The sequence below is a fragment of the Brevundimonas sp. M20 genome, from assembly GCF_006547065.1.
Lineage (GTDB): Bacteria > Pseudomonadota > Alphaproteobacteria > Caulobacterales > Caulobacteraceae > Brevundimonas.
Map to the genome: position 1 here is coordinate 764,280 of NZ_CP041243.1, position 18,448 is coordinate 782,727.

17 protein-coding genes are annotated in these 18,448 nt (G+C 67.0%); 7 read left to right on the forward strand and 10 right to left on the reverse strand.

Annotated features, from left to right (window positions below; genetic code table 11):
- Positions 1-73: 73 nt before the first annotated feature.
- Complete coding sequence (locus tag FKQ52_RS03600) at positions 74-277, reverse strand: hypothetical protein (RefSeq protein WP_141625922.1); 204 nt, start codon at positions 275-277, stop codon at positions 74-76.
- An 81-nt stretch (positions 278-358) separates the two neighbouring features.
- Positions 359-1,024, reverse strand: a complete 666-nt coding sequence (locus tag FKQ52_RS03605; protein ID WP_141625923.1) for a glutathione S-transferase — start codon at positions 1,022-1,024, stop codon at positions 359-361.
- Positions 1,025-1,135: 111 nt separating this feature from the next.
- Here FKQ52_RS03605 and FKQ52_RS03610 point away from each other — a divergent pair, with 111 nt between their 5' ends.
- Positions 1,136-2,431: a dicarboxylate/amino acid:cation symporter gene (locus FKQ52_RS03610; protein ID WP_141625924.1), complete on the forward strand. Its 1,296-nt coding sequence runs from the start codon at positions 1,136-1,138 to the stop codon at positions 2,429-2,431.
- Between the two features lie 280 nt (positions 2,432-2,711).
- Positions 2,712-3,479 (forward strand): DUF4019 domain-containing protein, encoded by a 768-nt coding sequence (locus FKQ52_RS03615; protein ID WP_141625925.1) that lies wholly within the window; start codon positions 2,712-2,714, stop codon positions 3,477-3,479.
- Between the two features lie 175 nt (positions 3,480-3,654).
- On the opposite strand, the gene FKQ52_RS03620 is transcribed toward FKQ52_RS03615, so the two are convergent.
- The 5 genes from FKQ52_RS03620 to FKQ52_RS03640 form a co-directional block, all read right to left on the reverse strand.
- On the reverse strand, positions 3,655-3,942 hold the full coding sequence (locus FKQ52_RS03620; protein WP_141625926.1) for a DUF1294 domain-containing protein: 288 nt from the start codon (positions 3,940-3,942) through the stop codon (positions 3,655-3,657).
- Between the two features lie 7 nt (positions 3,943-3,949).
- Positions 3,950-7,249, reverse strand: coding sequence for a carbamoyl-phosphate synthase large subunit (carB, locus tag FKQ52_RS03625; RefSeq protein WP_141625927.1), 3,300 nt, complete (start codon positions 7,247-7,249; stop codon positions 3,950-3,952).
- A 25-nt stretch (positions 7,250-7,274) separates the two neighbouring features.
- Complete coding sequence (locus tag FKQ52_RS03630; protein ID WP_141625928.1) at positions 7,275-7,589, reverse strand: hypothetical protein; 315 nt, start codon at positions 7,587-7,589, stop codon at positions 7,275-7,277.
- A 183-nt stretch (positions 7,590-7,772) separates the two neighbouring features.
- On the reverse strand, positions 7,773-11,099 hold the full coding sequence (locus FKQ52_RS03635; RefSeq protein WP_168196785.1) for a TonB-dependent receptor domain-containing protein: 3,327 nt from the start codon (positions 11,097-11,099) through the stop codon (positions 7,773-7,775).
- Positions 11,100-11,308: 209 nt separating this feature from the next.
- Positions 11,309-12,016 (reverse strand): HAD family hydrolase, encoded by a 708-nt coding sequence (locus tag FKQ52_RS03640; protein WP_141625930.1) that lies wholly within the window; start codon positions 12,014-12,016, stop codon positions 11,309-11,311.
- 162 nt (positions 12,017-12,178) lie between these two features.
- Between FKQ52_RS03640 and FKQ52_RS03645 the strand changes: the two genes are divergently transcribed.
- The 3 genes from FKQ52_RS03645 to carA are packed head-to-tail and all read left to right on the forward strand — an operon-like array spanning position 12,179 to position 14,822.
- Positions 12,179-13,009: a hypothetical protein gene (locus FKQ52_RS03645; RefSeq protein WP_141625931.1), complete on the forward strand. Its 831-nt coding sequence runs from the start codon at positions 12,179-12,181 to the stop codon at positions 13,007-13,009.
- A gap of 48 nt (positions 13,010-13,057) precedes the next feature.
- Positions 13,058-13,615: an amino acid permease gene (locus FKQ52_RS03650; protein WP_141625932.1), complete on the forward strand. Its 558-nt coding sequence runs from the start codon at positions 13,058-13,060 to the stop codon at positions 13,613-13,615.
- Positions 13,616-13,661: 46 nt separating this feature from the next.
- Complete coding sequence (gene carA, locus FKQ52_RS03655) at positions 13,662-14,822, forward strand: glutamine-hydrolyzing carbamoyl-phosphate synthase small subunit (protein ID WP_141625933.1); 1,161 nt, start codon at positions 13,662-13,664, stop codon at positions 14,820-14,822.
- Between the two features lie 30 nt (positions 14,823-14,852).
- Here carA and FKQ52_RS03660 read toward each other — a convergent pair whose 3' ends face one another.
- Positions 14,853-15,137: a hypothetical protein gene (locus FKQ52_RS03660; RefSeq protein WP_141625934.1), complete on the reverse strand. Its 285-nt coding sequence runs from the start codon at positions 15,135-15,137 to the stop codon at positions 14,853-14,855.
- A gap of 38 nt (positions 15,138-15,175) precedes the next feature.
- Entirely contained in the window at positions 15,176-15,889 is a 714-nt protein-coding gene (locus FKQ52_RS03665; protein ID WP_141625935.1) for an SIMPL domain-containing protein, read from the reverse strand.
- Positions 15,890-15,891: 2 nt separating this feature from the next.
- On the opposite strand from FKQ52_RS03665, the gene FKQ52_RS16740 reads away from it, so the two are divergent.
- Complete coding sequence (locus FKQ52_RS16740) at positions 15,892-16,023, forward strand: hypothetical protein (protein ID WP_255431441.1); 132 nt, start codon at positions 15,892-15,894, stop codon at positions 16,021-16,023.
- 64 nt (positions 16,024-16,087) lie between these two features.
- On the opposite strand, the gene FKQ52_RS03670 is transcribed toward FKQ52_RS16740, so the two are convergent.
- Positions 16,088-16,450, reverse strand: a complete 363-nt coding sequence (locus tag FKQ52_RS03670) for a hypothetical protein (RefSeq protein ID WP_240811731.1) — start codon at positions 16,448-16,450, stop codon at positions 16,088-16,090.
- 122 nt (positions 16,451-16,572) lie between these two features.
- Between FKQ52_RS03670 and dnaG the strand changes: the two genes are divergently transcribed.
- Entirely contained in the window at positions 16,573-18,447 is a 1,875-nt protein-coding gene (gene dnaG / locus FKQ52_RS03675; RefSeq protein WP_141625937.1) for a DNA primase, read from the forward strand.
- The last annotated feature ends 1 nt before the right edge of the window (position 18,448 follow it).

The window sequence follows — 18,448 nt, forward strand, 5'->3', positions numbered from 1 at the left end:
ACAGACTACTCGGCACAGAGGTCGCTGGGCGCACGCGACCGGCCCAAGAGGGTAGGGCCTTAAGGCGAAAGGTTCAAGGGCGCGTGAGTGTCGCGGTTTTTCGATCCCGAATTCGGGGGATCTGGCGGATCAGGCTCCACGCCAGCCAGGCCACCGCCGCCAGCCCAAGGGCCATGAACAGGCCCGACACCAGCAATATGCCGGCGGCGATGAAGGCCAGGACGAAGGCGATGGCCGCGATCAGGGCGGCGACGATCTGGATGGTTCTCAGGCGCATGGGCCTTTAACGTTTGGTCGCCGCCCGGGTTTCCACAGGTTTCACGCCCTGACGAAACCGTGTCTTCGGCGTTACGCCCGCTCAGGCGTAGGCGTAGGGGCCGCCCCGCTCCAGCGCCCGCTGATAGGCCGGACGGGCGTGGATGCGCTGCAGGAAGGCCGCGGCCTTCGGCATGCGGTCGCCGAAAGGCGCGCGCGAACTGGCGGCTTCCAGCGGGAAGCTCATCATGATGTCGGCGGCGGTGAAGCGGTCGCCGACGAACCACTCGGCCTTGTTCAGCTCGGCCTCCCAGTAGCCCAGATGGCTGGCGATCTGCGGGTCGATCAGGCTGGCGCCGACCTTCTTCGAAATGCCCTTGGCGATGGGCCGGATCAGGGCGGGCGAGCGCTGGGGGATGACCCCGAAGATCAGCTTCAGCAACAGGGGCGTCATGGCCGATCCCTCGGCATAGTGCAGCCAGTAGGTGTAGCGCCGGGCCTCCGCCGTGCCCGGCGCGGGCTTCAGTCCGGCGTCGGGGAAGGTCTCCAGCAGATATTCGACGATGGCCCCGGTCTCGGCCACCACGACATCGCCGTGCTGGATCACGGGCGACTTGCCCAGCGGATGGATGGCCTTCAGCGCGGCCGGCGCCAGACGCGTCTTCGGGTCCCGCTCATAGCGTTTGACCTCATACTCGACGCCCAGTTCCTCAAGCAGCCACAGCACGCGCTGCGAGCGCGAGTCGTTCAGGTGATGGACGATGATCATGGGGGGCTCCTGCAATCAGGCGTGACTGTGGGCGGTTTCCCCGGCGTCCGTCCAGAGGGTGCCTTCAACAAGACGATGGCGTCCGGCGGAAAGCCCGCATAGCTTCGTCCGATGGCCGCTTCCCGACTCCGCTCCGCCCTGAAATCCCTGAGCCTGTGGGTGATGATCGCCCTGCTGGCGGGCCTGTTCGCGGGTGCGGCGGCGCAGGCGTGGGGCCTGCCGGGCGGCGAGGGGACGGCGGCGGTCATCGGCTCCATCGGCACCCTGTGGCTGAACGCCCTGAAGATGACGATCATCCCGCTGGTCTTCGGCCTGCTGGTCACGGGCGTGGCCTCCATCGCGGATGCGGCGGCGACCGGGCGGCTGGCGCTGAAGGCGCTGCTGGTGTTCGGCCTGCTGCTGCTGGGCGCGGTGACCTACGCCTTCCTGGCCTCCGAGGGGCTGCACATTCTGTGGCCCATCAGTCCGGACGGCGCCCGCATCCTGCTGGCCAGCGCGCCGGACGCCTCGGCGGTGACCAACAGCGCCCACGGCGGCGGCCTGCCGGCCTTCCTGACCAGCCTCGCCCCGCCCAACGCCGTGCGCGCCGCGGCCGAGGACGCCATTCTGGGCATCGTGGTCTTCGCCGTCGCCTTTGGCTTCGCCACCACCCGGCTGGAGGCCCGTCTGAGGCTGCCGCTGGTCACCTTCTTCGAGGCGGTGTCCGAGACGATGATCGTCATCGTCCACTGGGTGCTGTTGGCCGCGCCCATCGGCGTCTTCGCCCTTTCGATGGGCGTGGGGCTGAACGCCGGCCTCGGGGCGCTGGGCGTGCTGGGCCACTATGTGGCGCTGGTGGTTCTGGCCCAGGTGGGTCTGATCCTGCTGATCTACGCCGTGGTCGTGCCGTTCGGACGGATCGGTCTGGGCCGGTTCGCGCGCGGCGTGGTCCCGGCGCAGGTGGTGGCCTTCTCCACCCAGTCGTCGCTGGCCAGCCTTCCGGCCATGGTCGAGCAGGCGCGCAATGCGCTGGGGGTCTCCACCGCGACGGCGGGTCTGGTCCTTCCGCTGGCGGTGGCGGTGTTCCGCATCACCAGCCCGGTCGCCAACCTGGCCGTGGTCATCTACGTCGCCCACCTGCACGGCATCCATCTGGGGCCGGCGCTGTGGATCGTCGGCGGCCTGACGGCGCTCGCGGTTTCTGTCGGCACCGTGGGCCTGCCGGGTCAGGTCAGCTTCTTCGTCTCCATCGCCCCCATCTGTCTGGCCATGGGCGTGCCGGTGCAGGTCCTGCCCCTGCTGCTTGCGGTCGAGGTCATCCCCGACATCTTCCGCACCATCGGCAACGTCACCGCAGACCTTGCGGCGGCGCGGATCGTAGAGGGCCGCGACGCCGTGGCGGACCCGGAACCGGGCGCGGGAATCTAGCGGCTTCGTCCGCCCCTCACTCCGATATTTGCGAAGGCGAGGTGTTGCATCTCGCCACGATAGACCGCCGGTACGTCAGAATTGGTCGTATGACGCTGCGAGATTTGCGCAAATCTGCACGGCAAACGTGGCCGAACTCGCGCGCTGGACTGGTCGAAATCACCGGGAACTGACGCCTGACAAAGCCTCCCCCGGTCATCGCGTCGCTCTGCGCCGGAAAGGGGTTGTGGCCTGTCGGGCAGAAATGCTCCCTTGGCGCGAGAGGGGATCGAACCAGCCCATGCCTGACCATACCGAAGCGCTGACCGAGCGAGAGAAGGACACCCTGCGCCTTCTCGCCAGCGGCCACGACGCCAAGTCGGTCGCCACGCATCTGGGCCTGTCCGTCCATACGGTGAACGAGCGGCTGCGCGCCGCCAGACGCAAGCTGGGCGTGTCCAGCAGCCGGGCCGCCGCGCGGTGGCTGATCGAGGCCGAGCAGACCGACCCCAAATTTTCTGGAGACAAGAATTTGGGGAAAGCCGTGGGCCCGGTCGCGGTGGAGAAGTCAGGGCATTCAACAACCCGCCGGGGCCGTCTCTGGGCTCTGGGACTTGGAGGTCTGACCATGTTCGCTATCGCCGCCGCCGCCCTCGCCATCACCCTGACCGGAACCGGAGCCCCCGCGCCGACCGCCTCGCAGCCCGTCCCGGCCGGCGTTCAGGCGGCGACGCCGGAGGTCGCGGAAGATTCGCGGGCCTGGCTCGCCCTGCTCGACAACGGCGCGCTGGCCGAAAGCTGGCGGACCGCCGGGACCATGTTCAAGGCGCAGGTCAGCGAAGCCGACTGGGCCACGGCGGTCCGCTCGGTCCGTGATCCGGCCGGCGCCGTCGTCTCGCGCACCCAACAGAGCGCGGAACGGAGCAACAGTCTGCCGGGCGCGCCCGAGGGCGAGTACTGGATCGTCCAGTACCAGACCGTATTCGCCAACAACCCGAACGCCACCGAAACCGTCGTGCTGGCCCGCGAAGGCGCGGACCTGAAGGCTATCGGCTACTTCGTCCGCTAAGGGCGTACTCAAGCCCTCCCGTTTGGCGGATGGGGGAGGGTTGGGTGGGGGTGAGGGCAGGCTTCGTCGGGCTATGGAAAGTAAGGCTCCGCCGACCTCTCCCGACGCGTCACGCTCTTCGATACCGAGCGCGCACCCCCATCCCCAGCCCTTCCCCCATCGAGGGGGAAGGGGGCTATTTCAGCCCCCACCACACCCCCGCCGCCACCAAGATCAGGTGCACAGCCACCGCCGCGCCCAACAGCGTCCGGAACGGCTCCTTGCGGGTCTTGTGGCGCAGCAGGTGCTGGGCCAACCATGCGCCGATCCCGCCGAACAGGGCGGCCAGCAACAGGGTGCGCTCCCGCACCCGCCAGTCGCCGTTGCGCGCCTGAATCTTGTCGAACCAGAACAGACAGAACACCGCCGCCTGCAGGACGGCCAGCACGATCAGCGCCTGATCGACGCGCGTGAGGCCGTCCATCGCCGGGTCAGGCGTAGTTCTGGATCGGACGAACATCCAGTTCGCCCGCCTTGATCGCCCCGATCGCCTGCGCGGCCGCAACGGCCCCCGCGGCGGTGGTGTAGTAGGGGATCTTCATCATCAGCGCGGTGCGACGCAGGCTGAAGCTGTCCTGCAGCGACTGCTTGCCCGAGGTGGTGTTGAAGACCAGCTGGACCTCGCCGTTCTTCATCGCGTCGACGATGTGCGGACGGCCTTCCAGCACCTTCTTCACCAATCCGACCTCAAGGCCTTCGCCCGTGAGGTACGAGTGCGTGCCTTCGGTGGCGATCAGGCTGAAGCCTTCGGCCAGCAGGGTCTTCGCGGCGTCGAGGATGAAGGGCTTGTCCTCATCCTTCACCGAGATGAAGGCGCAGCCGCTGGTCGGCAGGGTGGTGCCGCCGCCCAGCTGCGACTTGGCGAAGGCGCGGGCGAAGGCGGGGGCCATATCGGCCTCGCCCTCGCGCTTCCAGTCCAGACCCATGACCTCGCCGGTCGAGCGCATTTCCGGTCCCAGGATGATGTCCACCCCGGCGAAGCGGGCGAACGGGAAGACCGCCTCCTTCACCGCGATATGGTCATAGGGCTTGTCGGTCAGGCCGAAGGATTTCAGCGGCACCCCCGCCATCACCTTGGCGGCGATGCTGGCGATGGGCTGGCCGATGGTCTTGGCGACGAAGGGCGCGGTGCGCGAGGCGCGCGGGTTCACTTCCAGCACGAAGATGCGCGGGGTCTCGCTATGCGGCTCCTCGATCGCGAACTGCACATTCATCAGGCCGCGCACCTTCAGCGCCCGGGCCATGGCCTCGGTCTGGCGCTTCAGCTCGGTCACGATGGCCGGGGAGAGCGAGTAGGGGGGCATCGAACAGGCGCTGTCGCCCGAGTGGACGCCGGCTTCCTCGATGTGTTCGAGCACGCCCGCCACGAAGACGGTCTCGTCATCGCACAGGGCGTCCACATCCACCTCGGTGGCGCGGTTCAGATAGTGGTCGATCAGCACGGGGTCGTCGCCCGAGACCAGCATGGCCTCGTGGACGTAGCGATCCAGTTGCTCGCGGTCGTGGACGATCTGCATGCCGCGGCCGCCCAGCACATAGGAGGGACGCAGGACCACGGGGTATCCGACCTCTTCCGCCTTCTGCGCGGCTTCCTCGGCGCTGCGGGCCAGACCGTTCGGCGGCTGCTTCAGGCCGATGTCGTTCAGCATTTGCTGGAAGCGCTCGCGGTCCTCGGCCAGGTCGATCGAGTCGACCGTGGTGCCCAGGATCGGCACGCCGTCCTCCTGCAGCGCATGGGCCAGCTTCAGCGGCGTCTGGCCGCCGAACTGCACGACCACGCCGATCAGCTCGCCCTTCGAGCGCTCGACGTCGATCAGCTCCAGCACGTCCTCGGCCGTCAGCGGCTCGAAATACAGCCGGTCCGAGGTGTCGTAGTCGGTCGAAACCGTCTCGGGGTTGCAGTTGACCATGATCGACTCGACGCCGATGTCCGCGAAGGCGAACGCCGCGTGGCAGCAGCAGTAATCGAACTCGATACCCTGCCCGATGCGGTTGGGTCCGCCGCCCAGAATGATCGCCTTCTTCCTGTCCGAGGGATCGGCCTCGTTCTGCGGGACCTGACCCAGCGCGCCGGTCTCATAGGTCGAGTACATATAGGCGGTGGCGCTGGCGAACTCGGCGGCGCAGGTGTCGATGCGCTTGAAGACCGGGCGGACCTCAAGGGCGCGACGGGCGGCGCGGACGGCCTTCTCGGTCGAGCCGGTCAGCTGGGCCAGACGGGCGTCGGAGAAGCCCTTGGACTTCAGCTTGCGGAAGTCGTCGGCGGTGGTCGGCAGGCCCTGCACGACGATATGGCCTTCGGTCCGCACGATGTCGGCGATCTGGCGCAGGAACCACGGCTCATACGAACAGGCGGCCTGCACCTCTTCCACGGTCAGGCCGTGGCGGAAGGCCTGGGCGATGACGCGGATGCGGTCCGGCGTCGGCACGCCCAGGGCGCGGATGACGGCGGCGCGGGCGCTCGCGTCGTCCTCGGCGCCGGCCACGCCCTCGATCTCGACCTCGTTGAAGCCGTTCAGGCCGGTCTCAAGACCGCGGAGGGCCTTCTGCATCGATTCCTGGAAGGTCCGGCCGATGGCCATGACCTCGCCCACCGACTTCATCGAGGTGCCCAGCAGGGGCTCCGAGCCCGGATATTTCTCGAAGGCGAAGCGCGGGATCTTGGTGACGACGTAGTCGATGCTCGGCTCGAACGAGGCGGGCGTGACCTTGGTGATGTCGTTGGTCAGTTCGTCCAGCGTGTAGCCCACGGCCAGACGGGCGGCGACCTTGGCGATGGGGAAGCCGGTGGCCTTGGACGCCAGCGCGGATGAGCGCGACACGCGCGGATTCATCTCGATCACGACCATGCGGCCGTCCGCCGGGTTGATCGCCCACTGGACGTTCGAGCCGCCGGTTTCGACGCCGATCTCGCGCAGCACGTTGATCGAGCCCGTGCGCATGCGCTGGTACTCTTTGTCGGTCAGCGTCAGGGCCGGAGCGACGGTGATCGAGTCACCGGTGTGGACGCCCATCGGGTCCACGTTCTCGATCGAGCAGATGATGATGCAGTTGTCCGCCGTGTCGCGGACGACCTCCATCTCGTATTCCTTCCAGCCCAGCACCGACTCCTCGATCAGCACCTCGGTGGTCGGCGACAGGTCGAGGCCGCGCAGGACGATCTCCTCGAACTCCTCGCGGTTGAAGGCGATGCCGCCGCCGGTGCCGGCCAGTGTGAACGACGGACGGATCACGGCGGGCAGGCCGACGAACTCCAGTCCCTCCAGCGCCTCTTCCATCGAGTGGGCGGCCTTGGAGCGGGGGCTTTCCAGACCCAGCTTGTCCATGGCGTCGCGGAATTTCTGACGGTCCTCGGCCTTGTCGATGACCTCGGCCTTGGCGCCGATCATCTCGACCCCGTGGCGCTTCAGCGCGCCGGAGGCTTCCAGCGCCAGCGCCGTGTTCAGCGCCGTCTGCCCGCCCATGGTCGGCAGCAGGGCGTCGGGCTTCTCCCTGGCGATGATCTTCTCGACGATCTCGGGCGTGATCGGCTCGATGTAGGTCGCGTCGGCCACCTCCGGATCGGTCATGATCGTGGCCGGGTTCGAGTTCACCAGGATGACCCGGTAGCCCTCGGCCTTCAGCGCCTTGCACGCCTGCACGCCGGAATAGTCGAATTCGCACGCCTGTCCGATGACGATGGGACCGGCGCCGATGATGAGAATCGACTTGATGTCTGTGCGCTTGGGCATGGCCTGAGGCTCTTCTTCTTGATCTTCAGTTCGTCACGACCGCGCACTCCCAGCCGTCGTAGTCGAGCTGGAAGGCCGCGGCCCAGGATTGCATCATGGAGGAAACGGGCGCGAACGAGGCTTCGTCCACGGGGATGGTCGTTTCCAGAACGGTCATATCGTCCTGACCACGCGTGACGAAGCCGGCCCGCCGGGCCACCTCGTTCAGGTCGTCGTGGTCGCCCTCGCCATAGAAGTAGAAGAGGGTGTGCCGGGGCGTCACGCCGTTGTCGCCCTGGGCCGCCAGGGCCGCGCGCACGGCGGCGTCGCGTTCTTCGTGGCTGGCGTCAGGGGCGGACACGGGCGGGGAGGCTCCTTGCGCGCGAGAACCCGGCGCGGGCGGCTGCCGGCGCGGTTCCGTTCGGGTTGTCGGTTAAGCGGCCCGTCTAAAGACGCAGCCCCTCGGGGGCAAGCGGGATTCGCCCCCTGAAACGACAAAGGGCGGCCCTTGCGGGCCGCCCTCCATTCTCTTGGCGTCGTTCGATCAGAACGGACGGTAGTTCAGGCCGATGAAGAAGCGACGGCCGTAGGGGTCGAAGTTCGAGTAGAGCGTCGTTCCCAGATAGGTCGCCTGCTCGGCGTCGAAGGCGTTCACGACACCCGCGCGGACCGACAGGTCGTTGCGGACATTCCAGCGGACGGTGAAGTCGTGGCGGGTGAAGTCGCCCGTCCTGAACTCATCGTACTCGCGTTGGTCGTTGTTCGACACCGCGTCGCGGATCTGGATGATGTCCTGGCTCGACTGCCAGTCAGCGGTCCAGTTCACGCTCCAGACGTCGTTCGGCGTCCAGGTCAGCGACGAGCTCATGCGGACCTTCGGATAGTAGAGGGTCCCGGCCAGAGCGGTCTGGTCCGACGGGTCGTCGGCGTTCAGGTACTCGTTCTGGTCGATCAGCCACGAACCGGCCAGGGCGTAGTCCAGACGGCCCCAGGCGTTGCCGGTCAGCTCTTCAAGGTCGAGCGAGTAGCGACCGGTGAAGTCCAGACCGCGCGTCTCGAGCTTGGCGTAGTTGACCGAGCCCTCGATGAAGCCGCCGATGGCGTCGCCGACCGGAGCGCCCAGACCGAAGTCGATGTCCGGGTTGTTGCGGAAGATGGTCGCGCAGGCGGCGGTGTTCAGCGTGGCGCCGCTGACGCAGTTGTTCGCCACGGTCTGGGCCGACACCGACGAGATCACGTTGTCGATCTGGATTTCGTAGTAGTCCAGAACCAGCGAGAAGTTCGGGAAGAAGCGGGGTTGCAGCACCGTCGAGAAGGTGAAGCTGTCCGACTCTTCCGGCTCCAGGAACGGGTTCCCGCCGCTGACGCCGGCAATGCCCGAAACGTAGGTCGGGTTGAAGTCGTCCGCGTTGGTCGCCGTCGCGCCGGCGAAGTCGAAGGTGTAACCCGCCGCCGTCGCCAGAGCCGTACAGTTGTTGATGCGGTTCGTGCGGGTTTCGCTGTCCTGGGCCGCGATGACCAGGGTGGCGCAGGGATCAACGAAGCCGTTCAGGAAGGTCTGGCTGTAGGGCGCGAAGTTTTCGGCCAGATCCGGCACCCGGACCGAGCTGTTGAAGCTGGTCTTGAAGGTGATGTCGCGGATCGGGCGGTACACAAGGTTCACGCCGTGAACGTCGATGTCGCCGACGGTCGAGTAGTCCGCATAGCGGTACGAGCCGCTGATTTCGGCATACTCGCCCAGCCAGGTGTCACGGAACACGGGGATCGAGACTTCGGCGAAGACTTCCTCGCTCTCGTACTGGACGAAATCGAAGTCCGGACCCGAGTTCAGGAACAGGAACTGACGACCGGCGGTGTCGCGGTCGCGACCCGTGGCCTCGGTGCCTTCACGACGGTACTCGGCGCCCAGGGCGACACCGATCGGACCGGCGCCCCAGAAGTCCCACAGCTCGCCCGAGACCGAAGCGATGACCTGCTCCTGCTCGTTGCGCTCCGTCACGCCGATGACGGCGTCGATGTAGGCCAGCGCTTCTTCGCTCTGGTTGCCCTTGCCGAAGACGTTCAGCGGACGGCAGTCGGCGATCGACTGGCGGCCGTAGGCGCTGTCGCGCAGGTCTTCGCCCGTGCCCATGTCCAGCGCGCCGGCGGGGGCGCCCTGGGCGTTCAGCAGTTGGGCGCGGCAGACGATCTCGCCGGGGCGGCCGTTGACCACGCCGCCGGCGTCGACCACGGCGTCCGCGGCCAGGGCCACGCGCTGCGAGTCGGTGCCGCGTTCGCGGTTTTCAACCTCGACCTCGCCGTAGGTGTAGCCGATGTCCCAGCTGATGTTGCGGATGAAGCCGATGTCTGCCGGCGAGCCGCGCAGGCCGAAGACATAGCGCTGCAGTTCACGGGTGTTGTCCTGGGTGCGGTCCGGGCCGAACATGCTGTGACGCGCGTTCTGCAGAAGGATCGGAGCCAAGGCCGTGCCGGCGGCGGTTTCCGTCGGTTGCGAGTACGGCGTCACCAGGTTGCCGGCGATCGCATCCTTGACGTTCTGCGGCAGGAAGGCGTTGTCGCTCCAGCGCAGGTCGAAGTTGGCGACGTTATAGATCGGGTTGACCGAACCGGCGCCGTACGAGTTCACCAGGTCGATGTCGTAGAAGGTCGGCTGCGACAGGTCGAAGGTGTCTTCGGTGACGTACTTGGCTTCGGCGTACAGCTCGATGCTGCTGGTCAGGGCGAAGTTCGCGCCGGCCTGGAAGCGAGCCGATTCCGAACGCGGAACGCGCGAGCCGGTGCTGAATTCGGCCGGGTTCTCGCCGTCACCGCCGATGTTGTACGGACGGTTGATGCCGGTTTCACCGACACGCTCGCCGAAGTCGGCCAGACGGGCGGTCGTGCCGTCGTACCAGTAGGTCTTGCCCGGCTGAACGCCGAAGCAGTTGGCGCTGTACGAGAAGCCCGCGGCTGAACCGGTGCCCGAGAAGCAGTCCACGTAGGGGACGTTCGGATTGTTCAGGGCGCTGGGCTGCGAGACGTTGGCCAGGGTGGTCTGGCCCCAACGCGGCAGGTCGATGCGGCGCACGCCGGTGTAAACGCGGCTGTCCAGAATGCCGTCGCTGCGGGCCGTCGTCGGGTCGGCGTCGATGCCGATACGAACGGGAGCGTCGCGCAGCCAGTCGATGTCCAGCGAGGTTACTTCATCGACCTGCTCGTATTCGCCGTGCAGGTACAGGTTCAGTCGGCCGTCCAGCAGGTTCACACCGCCCAGGGCGGAGATGCGTTTGTTGGCTTCACCGTTCTGGTTGATCATGCCGTAGTTGGCGTCGATCTCCAGACCTTCGAAATTCTTGCGCAGAACGAAGTTCAGCACGCCCGAGACGGCGTCGGCGCCATAGACCGACGAGGCGCCGCCGGTGACGATCTCGATGTTCTCGATCAGGAGGCGCGGGATGGTGTCGACGTCGACCGACAGTTGACCGCCGCTGGAGCCGACGTGGCGACGACCGTCGACCAGCGTCAGGGTGCGGTTCGAGCCCAGCGAGCGCAGGTTCGGCAGCGACAGGCCGCCGTCACCCAGGCCCGAGCCGGTGGTGTCCGACGGAACGACCGAGTTCGACAGGGCCGGGATGGTGGCCAGATAGTCGATGACCGTGGTCTGGCCGGTCGACAGCAGGTCTTCGCGCTGGACCTGGATCAGAGGGGTGGCGGCGTTCTCGGCGCTGCGGCGGATGCGCGAGCCCGTGATGACGACTTCGCCCAGTTCAGTGGCGTCCTGGGTGTCGGCTGCGGTCGGTGCTTGCTGAGGGGCCGGGGTCTGGGCCCAGGCCGGAGCCGCAACGGCGATGACACCAGCCAGCACGGTGCTGGCCAGCAAGTGGCTACGCATAACAGTCATTCGTGAGTCCAAATCCGAAAAGGGGTACGCCTTTTGCGCTGCCTCCCCCAAGCCAGAGCGACGCCACAAACTCACCTCAGATATGTCAGGTCAAGACGGTTTCGGACACTTTCGACACTTTTCACTGTTATTTGTGACGCCTGTGACGCCATTCTGCACCACATTGCGATTTCTTTGATATTTGCCGGAACAAAACGCCGTTATTTGAGCAGCGCTTCCTTTTGCTCGATCCAGCCCGGAAGCTGGTTGATGGCTTCCAGTGCGCCATAGCGGGGGTGGCCCTCCGGGGCGTCGGCCAATTCGTGCGCCCAGGTGATGGCGTAGGGGATGTGCACCGCGAAAGCCCCGGCCCCCAGGGCGGGCAGGACGTCGGACTTCATGGAGTTGCCCGCCATGACCGCTTCAGCCGCGCCGGTGCCGTGACGGGCGAACAGATGGGCGTAGGTGTCCACGGTCTTTTCGGAGACGATCTCGACGGCGGAGAAGAGTTCGCCCAGACCGGAGGCGGCGACCTTGCGCTCCTGATCCATAAGGTCGCCCTTGGTGATCAGAACCAGCCGGTACTTCTCTGACAGGGCGGCCAGGGCGTCGTCGACGCCGGGCAGGGTCTCGACGGGATGGGCCAGCATCTCGCGACCAGCGGCCAGGATTTCGCGCACGACTTCCGGCGGCGCGTTCCCGCCCGTCAGTTCCATGGCCGTTTCGATCATGGACAGGGTGAAGCCCTTCACGCCGTAGCCGTAGAGCTGAAGGTTCCGTCGCTCGACGTCGGCCAGACGCGCCTCAATCAGCGTTTCGTCGCCATGGTCGGCCAGAAGGTCGACGAACCGGGCGTGGGTCAGCCGGAAGATGGTCTCGTTGTGCCAAAGGGTGTCGTCGGCATCCAGGCCGATAGTGGTGATGGTCATGCCGGGCTCCCTGAACCGAATCCCGAGGCGCGTCGAGTGTTCGGAAGGTGAGGGCGTTAATGATCAACACGATGCTGACCATGTTTGTCAGGGATATCTTGGTGAAGGGCGCGCATTCTCGGGATGCGGGAAGGCCGGGGGGCATTCACGTGGGAGCCGGTCATGATCGGAAACCCGACGGGGCGGAACGATCCGCCCGATGAAGCGACCCGGGGAGACGGGGCGCGTGGTCCGCCGGAGGGGCGACCCGGGGCGACGCCGCCGCTTGAACGCCGGGCCTATGCGACGCCCTATGAAAGCCTGACCTTCACCTTGGTCACCCGCGCGCGGCAGGAACTGACCGTCACACTGGCCGCGCAGCCTGTGTTCGATCTGGCGCGCTGCGCGCCGGTCAGTCGCCGCATCAGGCGCACTGTCAGGCACCGGGGCGGTGAGCGGGCGCTGACCGGGCTGCGTCGGAGGACGCTGGAGCCGGCGGACCTGAGGCGGATCGACCTTCAGACCCTGCATCAGGGGCTGGATATGTTGAAACTTGGGGTGCACGAAAGCGGCGTCCTTCCGGTCTTCTGGCGCACGGTCGCAACGAGTCGGGGCCGGTTCGCCCTGCTCTGTTCGGAGATGCAGCACGAGCGGCCGGGCGCCTTGCTGGTCGAGGTGATGGGTGGGCTGGAGCAGGCGCCGCCGGAAGCCGTACAGGCGGCGATCGGACATTTTGAAACGACCCGGCAGGCCGCGATCCTGCATCTGTCGCCCGACGCCGGCGCGGTCCGGCGGCTGGCGGGGGTCACGGCGGGTTGCCTGTCCATCGATTTCGCCGGGGTGGAGCATGAGAACGCGCGTGACTGGGCCCAGGCGGCGGCGCTGATCGGCGTCTGCCGCGAGGTCTGCGGGCAGGTGATGCTGCTGAACCTGAGACCGGACCGGGGTCTGGCGGCGCACGAGGCGGGGGCCACCCACGCCGTCTTCGCCGGAATGGACGCGATCACCGTCTGAGAGGGCGCCGGTTGACGAAAAGCCCCGCGGAGAGGCACCTCTGCGGGCATGAGCCACGCCGAGCACTCCATCCCCTTGCCCGAAGACCCGCTGGCGGATCGTCACAAGCTGGGTTGGGGTCTGGCCGCGCTGGTCGTGGCCGGGAACATGATCGGTTCGGGGCTGTATCTGTTGCCTGTCAGTCTGGCCTCCACCGGCAGCTCAAGCCTGATCGGCTGGCTGGTCGCGGCGGTGGGCGCCTGTACGCTGGCGCTGGTGTTTGGCGCGCTGGGGCGGGTGGCGCCCAAGGCGGACGGTCTGTCGGGCTTCGCCGAGAGGGGTCTGGGCCGGTTCGCAGGCTTTCAGGTCTCGCTGGCCTTCTGGATGGCGTGTCTGGTCGGCAATGTAGCCGTGGCGGTGGCGGCGACCGGCTATCTTGGCTTCTTCTGGCCGATCCTGAAGGACCCGGTCGCGGCGACCCTGGTGTTCGCCGCCGCCGCTGTGGCCGCCGCGGCGCCGGGATACCTCCTTCCGACGGCGGGTTTCGTCGCGCTGATGACCCTCGCCTGGTTCCTATTCCTGAGAAAGTCGGCATCGCGCGTTGACCGTGAGGGTCAGGGGGCCTAACCACCGCGCCGTTTGTTCGCCGGATTACGGCCCTACGGAGCGCGCCATGACCCAGACCCTTCTTCCCGGCGTCACAGGCGTTCTGGCGCTGGCGGACGGCACGATCTTCCAGGGTGTCGGCTGCGGCGCCACCGGCACGGCGCTGGGGGAGGTGGTCTTCAACACCGCCATGACCGGGTATCAGGAAATCCTGACCGACCCGTCCTACATGAGCCAGATCCTGGCCTTCACCTTCCCGCACGTCGGCAATGTCGGGGTGAACGTCGAGGACATCGAACAGATCGGTGGCGGTTCGGACACGGCGGCCAGGGGCGCGATCTTCCGCGACGTGCCGACCGACCCGGCCAACTATCGCGCCGAAAGCGACTTCGACAACTGGATGCAGCGTCGTGGCGTCGTGGGTCTGGCGGGGATCGACACCCGCGCCCTGACCGCCCGCATTCGCGACACCGGCGCCCCGCACGCGGTCATCGCCCACGATCCGAACGGCAATTTCGATCTTGAGGCTCTGGTCGCCGAGGCGAAGGCCTGGACCGGTCTGGTCGGTCTGGATCTGGCCAAGCCCGCCTCCACCTTGCAGGCGTTCGAATGGGACGAGGGCCTGTGGGAGTGGCCGGAAGGTCACCCGCGCGTCGACGCCGCCGACAAGTCGGTGGTGGTCATCGACTATGGCGTGAAGCGCAACATCCTGCGTGCTCTGGCCTCAACCGGCGCGAAGATCACCGTGGTGCCGGCCACGACGACGGCGGAAGAAGTTCTGGCCCGCAATCCGGATGGCGTCATCCTGTCGAACGGTCCGGGCGACCCCGCCGCGACCGGTGAATACGCGGTGCCGGAGATCAGGAAGCTGGTCGAAAGCGGCAAGCCTGTCTTCGGCATCTGCCTGGGCCACCAGATGCTGGCGCTCGCACTGGGCGCGAAGACCGTGAAGATGGATCAGGGCCACCACGGCGCGAACCATCCGGTGAAGGACCTGATGACCGGCAAGGTCGAGATCGTGTCGATGAACCACGGCTTCACCGTGGATCGCGACAGTCTGCCGGACGCGGTTGAGGAAACCCACGTCAGCCTGTTCGACGGCACCAACTGCGGCATCGCCCTGAAGGGCAGGCCGGTGTTCAGCGTCCAGCACCACCCGGAGGCGTCCCCGGGACCGACGGACAGCCTCTATCTGTTCCAGCGCTTCGCGGACTCGATGAAGGGCTGAGGTTTTGCCGGTTCGTCCAGGGAGGGCGACCTACTCCGGTTTTCCCAGAAGCCGGCGCGCTACGATTATATAGACCACAAGCCAGATGCCTGACGGGATCAGCCATCTGGCTACGGTGTAGGTCGGGGGCTGGGCAGGACCGCCGTTGCCGGCGAAGCCGATCATCGTCAGCCCGGCGTGAACCGAATTGCTGATCGACGCGCCGAACCGACTGAAGATCGGGGCGTATGCGAGCATCACAACCACAAGAGTGACGCTCAGGATCGCATGTATTTTCAGCGATTCTTTCGTCTCGCGACTGATGGTCAGAGCCATGCGCTGGTCCGCAGCGTTTTACGAAGAGGCGAGGTCAACTACTCCAGCCCGAAACGGACGGCGACGCTGACGAGGGCGTTCTCGCCATCGTGCGACCGCATCAGCACCGACACATAGCGGACCGGTCCCAGCGGACGGCCCGATGCGGCGGCGATGGCTTCGGCCTGCGCGCGGGCGCGGCTGATCGCATCAGCGGTCGCGGCGTTCCAGATGTCCTCGCCGGGGTCGCGGGCTGTGTCGAGGCCCAGCAGCGCCAGGAAAGGCTGCATCTGGCCCAGATTCACGCCATTCAGGCTGTCATCAAGATCCGTGACCCCCGCGTCGACCAATGCGTCGATAAAGGCGGGCATGCGGGTCTCGTTCGGACGGTCGAGCTTGACCTGAACCGAGGCGGTTACGGTGCGGGTTGCGGGCGCATCCGGTTCGGCGGCTGGGGGCGCGGCGCTTCCATCGGCGATGGCGGCAGCCTCCGCGGCGTCCGCGGCCGCCATCGCAGCCCAGTCGATTGTGGCGATGTCGTCTTCACTGGAGATGCCGTAGGTGGTCACCCCCACTTCGACGGCGACCTCGAAATTATTGGCGGCGGAGCGGACGCGCTCCAGCTGGGCGTTGCGGTCGGCGACAGCCTCCGACGCGGTCGCGCCTTCGCCCTTGATGGTCAGGGTCAGCGGCAGGCCGTTGCTGCTCGGCAGGGCGGCGCGGCCTTGGGCGGTGACGAAGACGCCCGGCCCGCCGGCGATGGATTCGGAGATGCTTGGCCGAACTGATCGACCGCGGCGGCGACCGGCCCGGCGATGTCCTGAGCGGCGGCAGGCGTGGCGATCAGGACGGCGGCGACGGCCGCGACGATGGTTCTCATGGCTGGTTCCCCCTCAGCGAGGGGTGAACAGAACACCGGAGCGCTCGCGGCGCCTAGCCCTGTCGTCGCGAGCGCGAGGTCGCAGCCCTCGTCAGGGAAGGGCCGGGAACCCGACGTCTCCGCGCAGGTCGCAAGCCTTGCGGACAGCGATCGGGGCCGCGTGCAGCCAGTAGTCGGCGTCTTCCGGACGGTTGGCGCGCCGTCGCTCCAGTCCGCGTCTCCGCCGCAGGGCGGCGTTCTCAAGCAGCCGGGCGTGCAGGGCGCGCGGCGAGACGAAAGCGACAGCGGGGGAGCCGGGGACGGCGACGGCGTCGGGGCCTTGGGGCTCCACCGCCGGACGGGCGATGGCGATGAACATGGGCAGGCTTTCAATCGTGACGATGCGGCTGCTTCCGCTGCCGAACCGGCGATGGACCGTCCGCTTTTCCGGGACGATTGCGTGGATAATCCACAAGGCCTGTGGATAGTTCCGAAAAATTACGTTTTGAATCAGACGCTTATGGTCTCGATTTGGCCGTCTTGGTTAATGAAAGGTAAATCGCGGCCATTGGCTGAGTCGCACGCTATAAGGCGTCGGTGCGCTTTGATGATCGCTTCATTGAGGAACTGAAGGCCCGCCTTCGCCCGTCCGACATCATCGGACGGTCGGTGAAGCTCAAGCGTCAGGGACGCGAGTTCGTCGGCCTGTCGCCCTTCTCGAAGGAGAAGTCGCCGTCCTTCTTCGTCAATGATGACAAGGGTTTCTTCCACGACTTCTCGTCGGGCAAGCACGGCGATGTCATCAGCTTCCTGCAGGAGACCGAGCGGCTGAGCTTCGTCGAGGCCGTGCAGCGGCTGGCGGCGGAGGCGGGTATGCAGCTTCCCGCCGAGGACCCGCAGGCGCAGGAGCGAGAGCAGAAGCGGCAGGGCCTGAACGACTGGATGGACCTGGCCCAGAAATGGTTCGCGGCCAATCTGCGCCGGTCGCCGGGCAAGGCGGCGCGGGAGTATCTTGAAAAGCGCGGCCTGCCGGAAGATCAGTGGGAGCGGTTCGGTCTGGGCTATGCGCCCAATGATCGCGAGGGCCTGAAGCAGGCGCTGGTCCAGCGCGGGGCGAAGCCGGGTGATCTGGTGGAGGCGGGGCTGCTGATCTCGCCGGAAAGCGGCGGCCAGCCCTATGACCGGTTCCGCGACCGTCTGATGTTCCCCATCCTTGATGCGCGAGGCCGGATCGTCAGCTTCGGCGGGCGGGCGATGAACTCGGACGATCGCGCCAAGTATCTGAATGGTCCCGAAAGCCCTCTCTTCCACAAGGGCGCGACCCTGTATGGCCTGCCGGAGGCCCGCCGCATCCTCGGCGCCGCCTCTCGGGGTGAGCAGGGGATCGTCGTGGTCGAAGGCTATATGGACGTGATCGCCTGCCAGCGGGCGGGCATCCCGGCCGTGGCGCCGATGGGCACGGCCCTGACCGAGGAACAGATGGAGCGGTTGTGGCGCGTGTCGTCCGAGCCGGTGCTGTGCTTCGACGGTGATGCGGCGGGGCGGCGGGCGGCGTATCGCGCCGTGGATCGCGCCCTGCCGCAGCTGAAGCCGGGCCGGTCGTTCCGCTTCTGCCTGCTGGACGGCGGGCAGGACCCCGACGACATCCTGCGTGATCGCGGCGCGCCAGCCCTGCGTCAGGCGTTGGCCGAGACCAAGGCCTTCGCCGAGGTGCTGTTCCAGAAGGAGGCGGAGGCCGAGCCGCTGGACACCCCCGAGCGTCGCGCCGGCTTCAAGGGGCGGCTGCGTCAGCAGGCGTCGGCCATTCAGGACAAGGATCTGGCCGAACAGTACCGGCGGGAGATGTACGAGCGGTTCGATGCGGCATTCCCGTCGCGCCGCCCGCAGCAAGCCCAGTCCGGCGGTCAGGGCTACGGTCAGGGCAGGGGGCGCTTCGGTGGTCCGCCGCCCAAACTGGGCCAGACCGCCGAGGGCGCGCAGGCCATGCAGTCGCTGAGCCGCGCGATCGAGCCGGTGGCCGCGGCTCTGGCCCACGGCGCCATTGATGATCCCGAGCGAATGGATGATCATCTGGAGGCGATCTCCGCCCACGGCTTCGGTGATCCGTCGTTGAACGGGTTGGCGCAGGAGTTGGTGCGGCTGCGCTTCTCGGGCCAAGACCTTGACTCTGCCGCCCTCCGTCGCCATCTGGCGCAATCGGGTCATGACGTCTTGATGCGCGAGGTCGAGAAGGCGGCGGCAAAGTCCGGCGCGCCTTTCCTGGCTGCAGACAAGCCCCTCGGCGAGACGAGGATCCGATGGTCGCAGGCGTTTGACGCGTTAACCCGTGTCGCCGCCTTGGAAGACGCCCTGTCTTCGGCGCGTGGCGTGCCGGGGCAGGACGAGGCATTCCGCCGGTTGAAAGCCGAGCGGGACGCGCTGCGTCGTGCGATCAAGACTGGAGAAATTTGGGAAGATAGCACGAGTTCGTAAC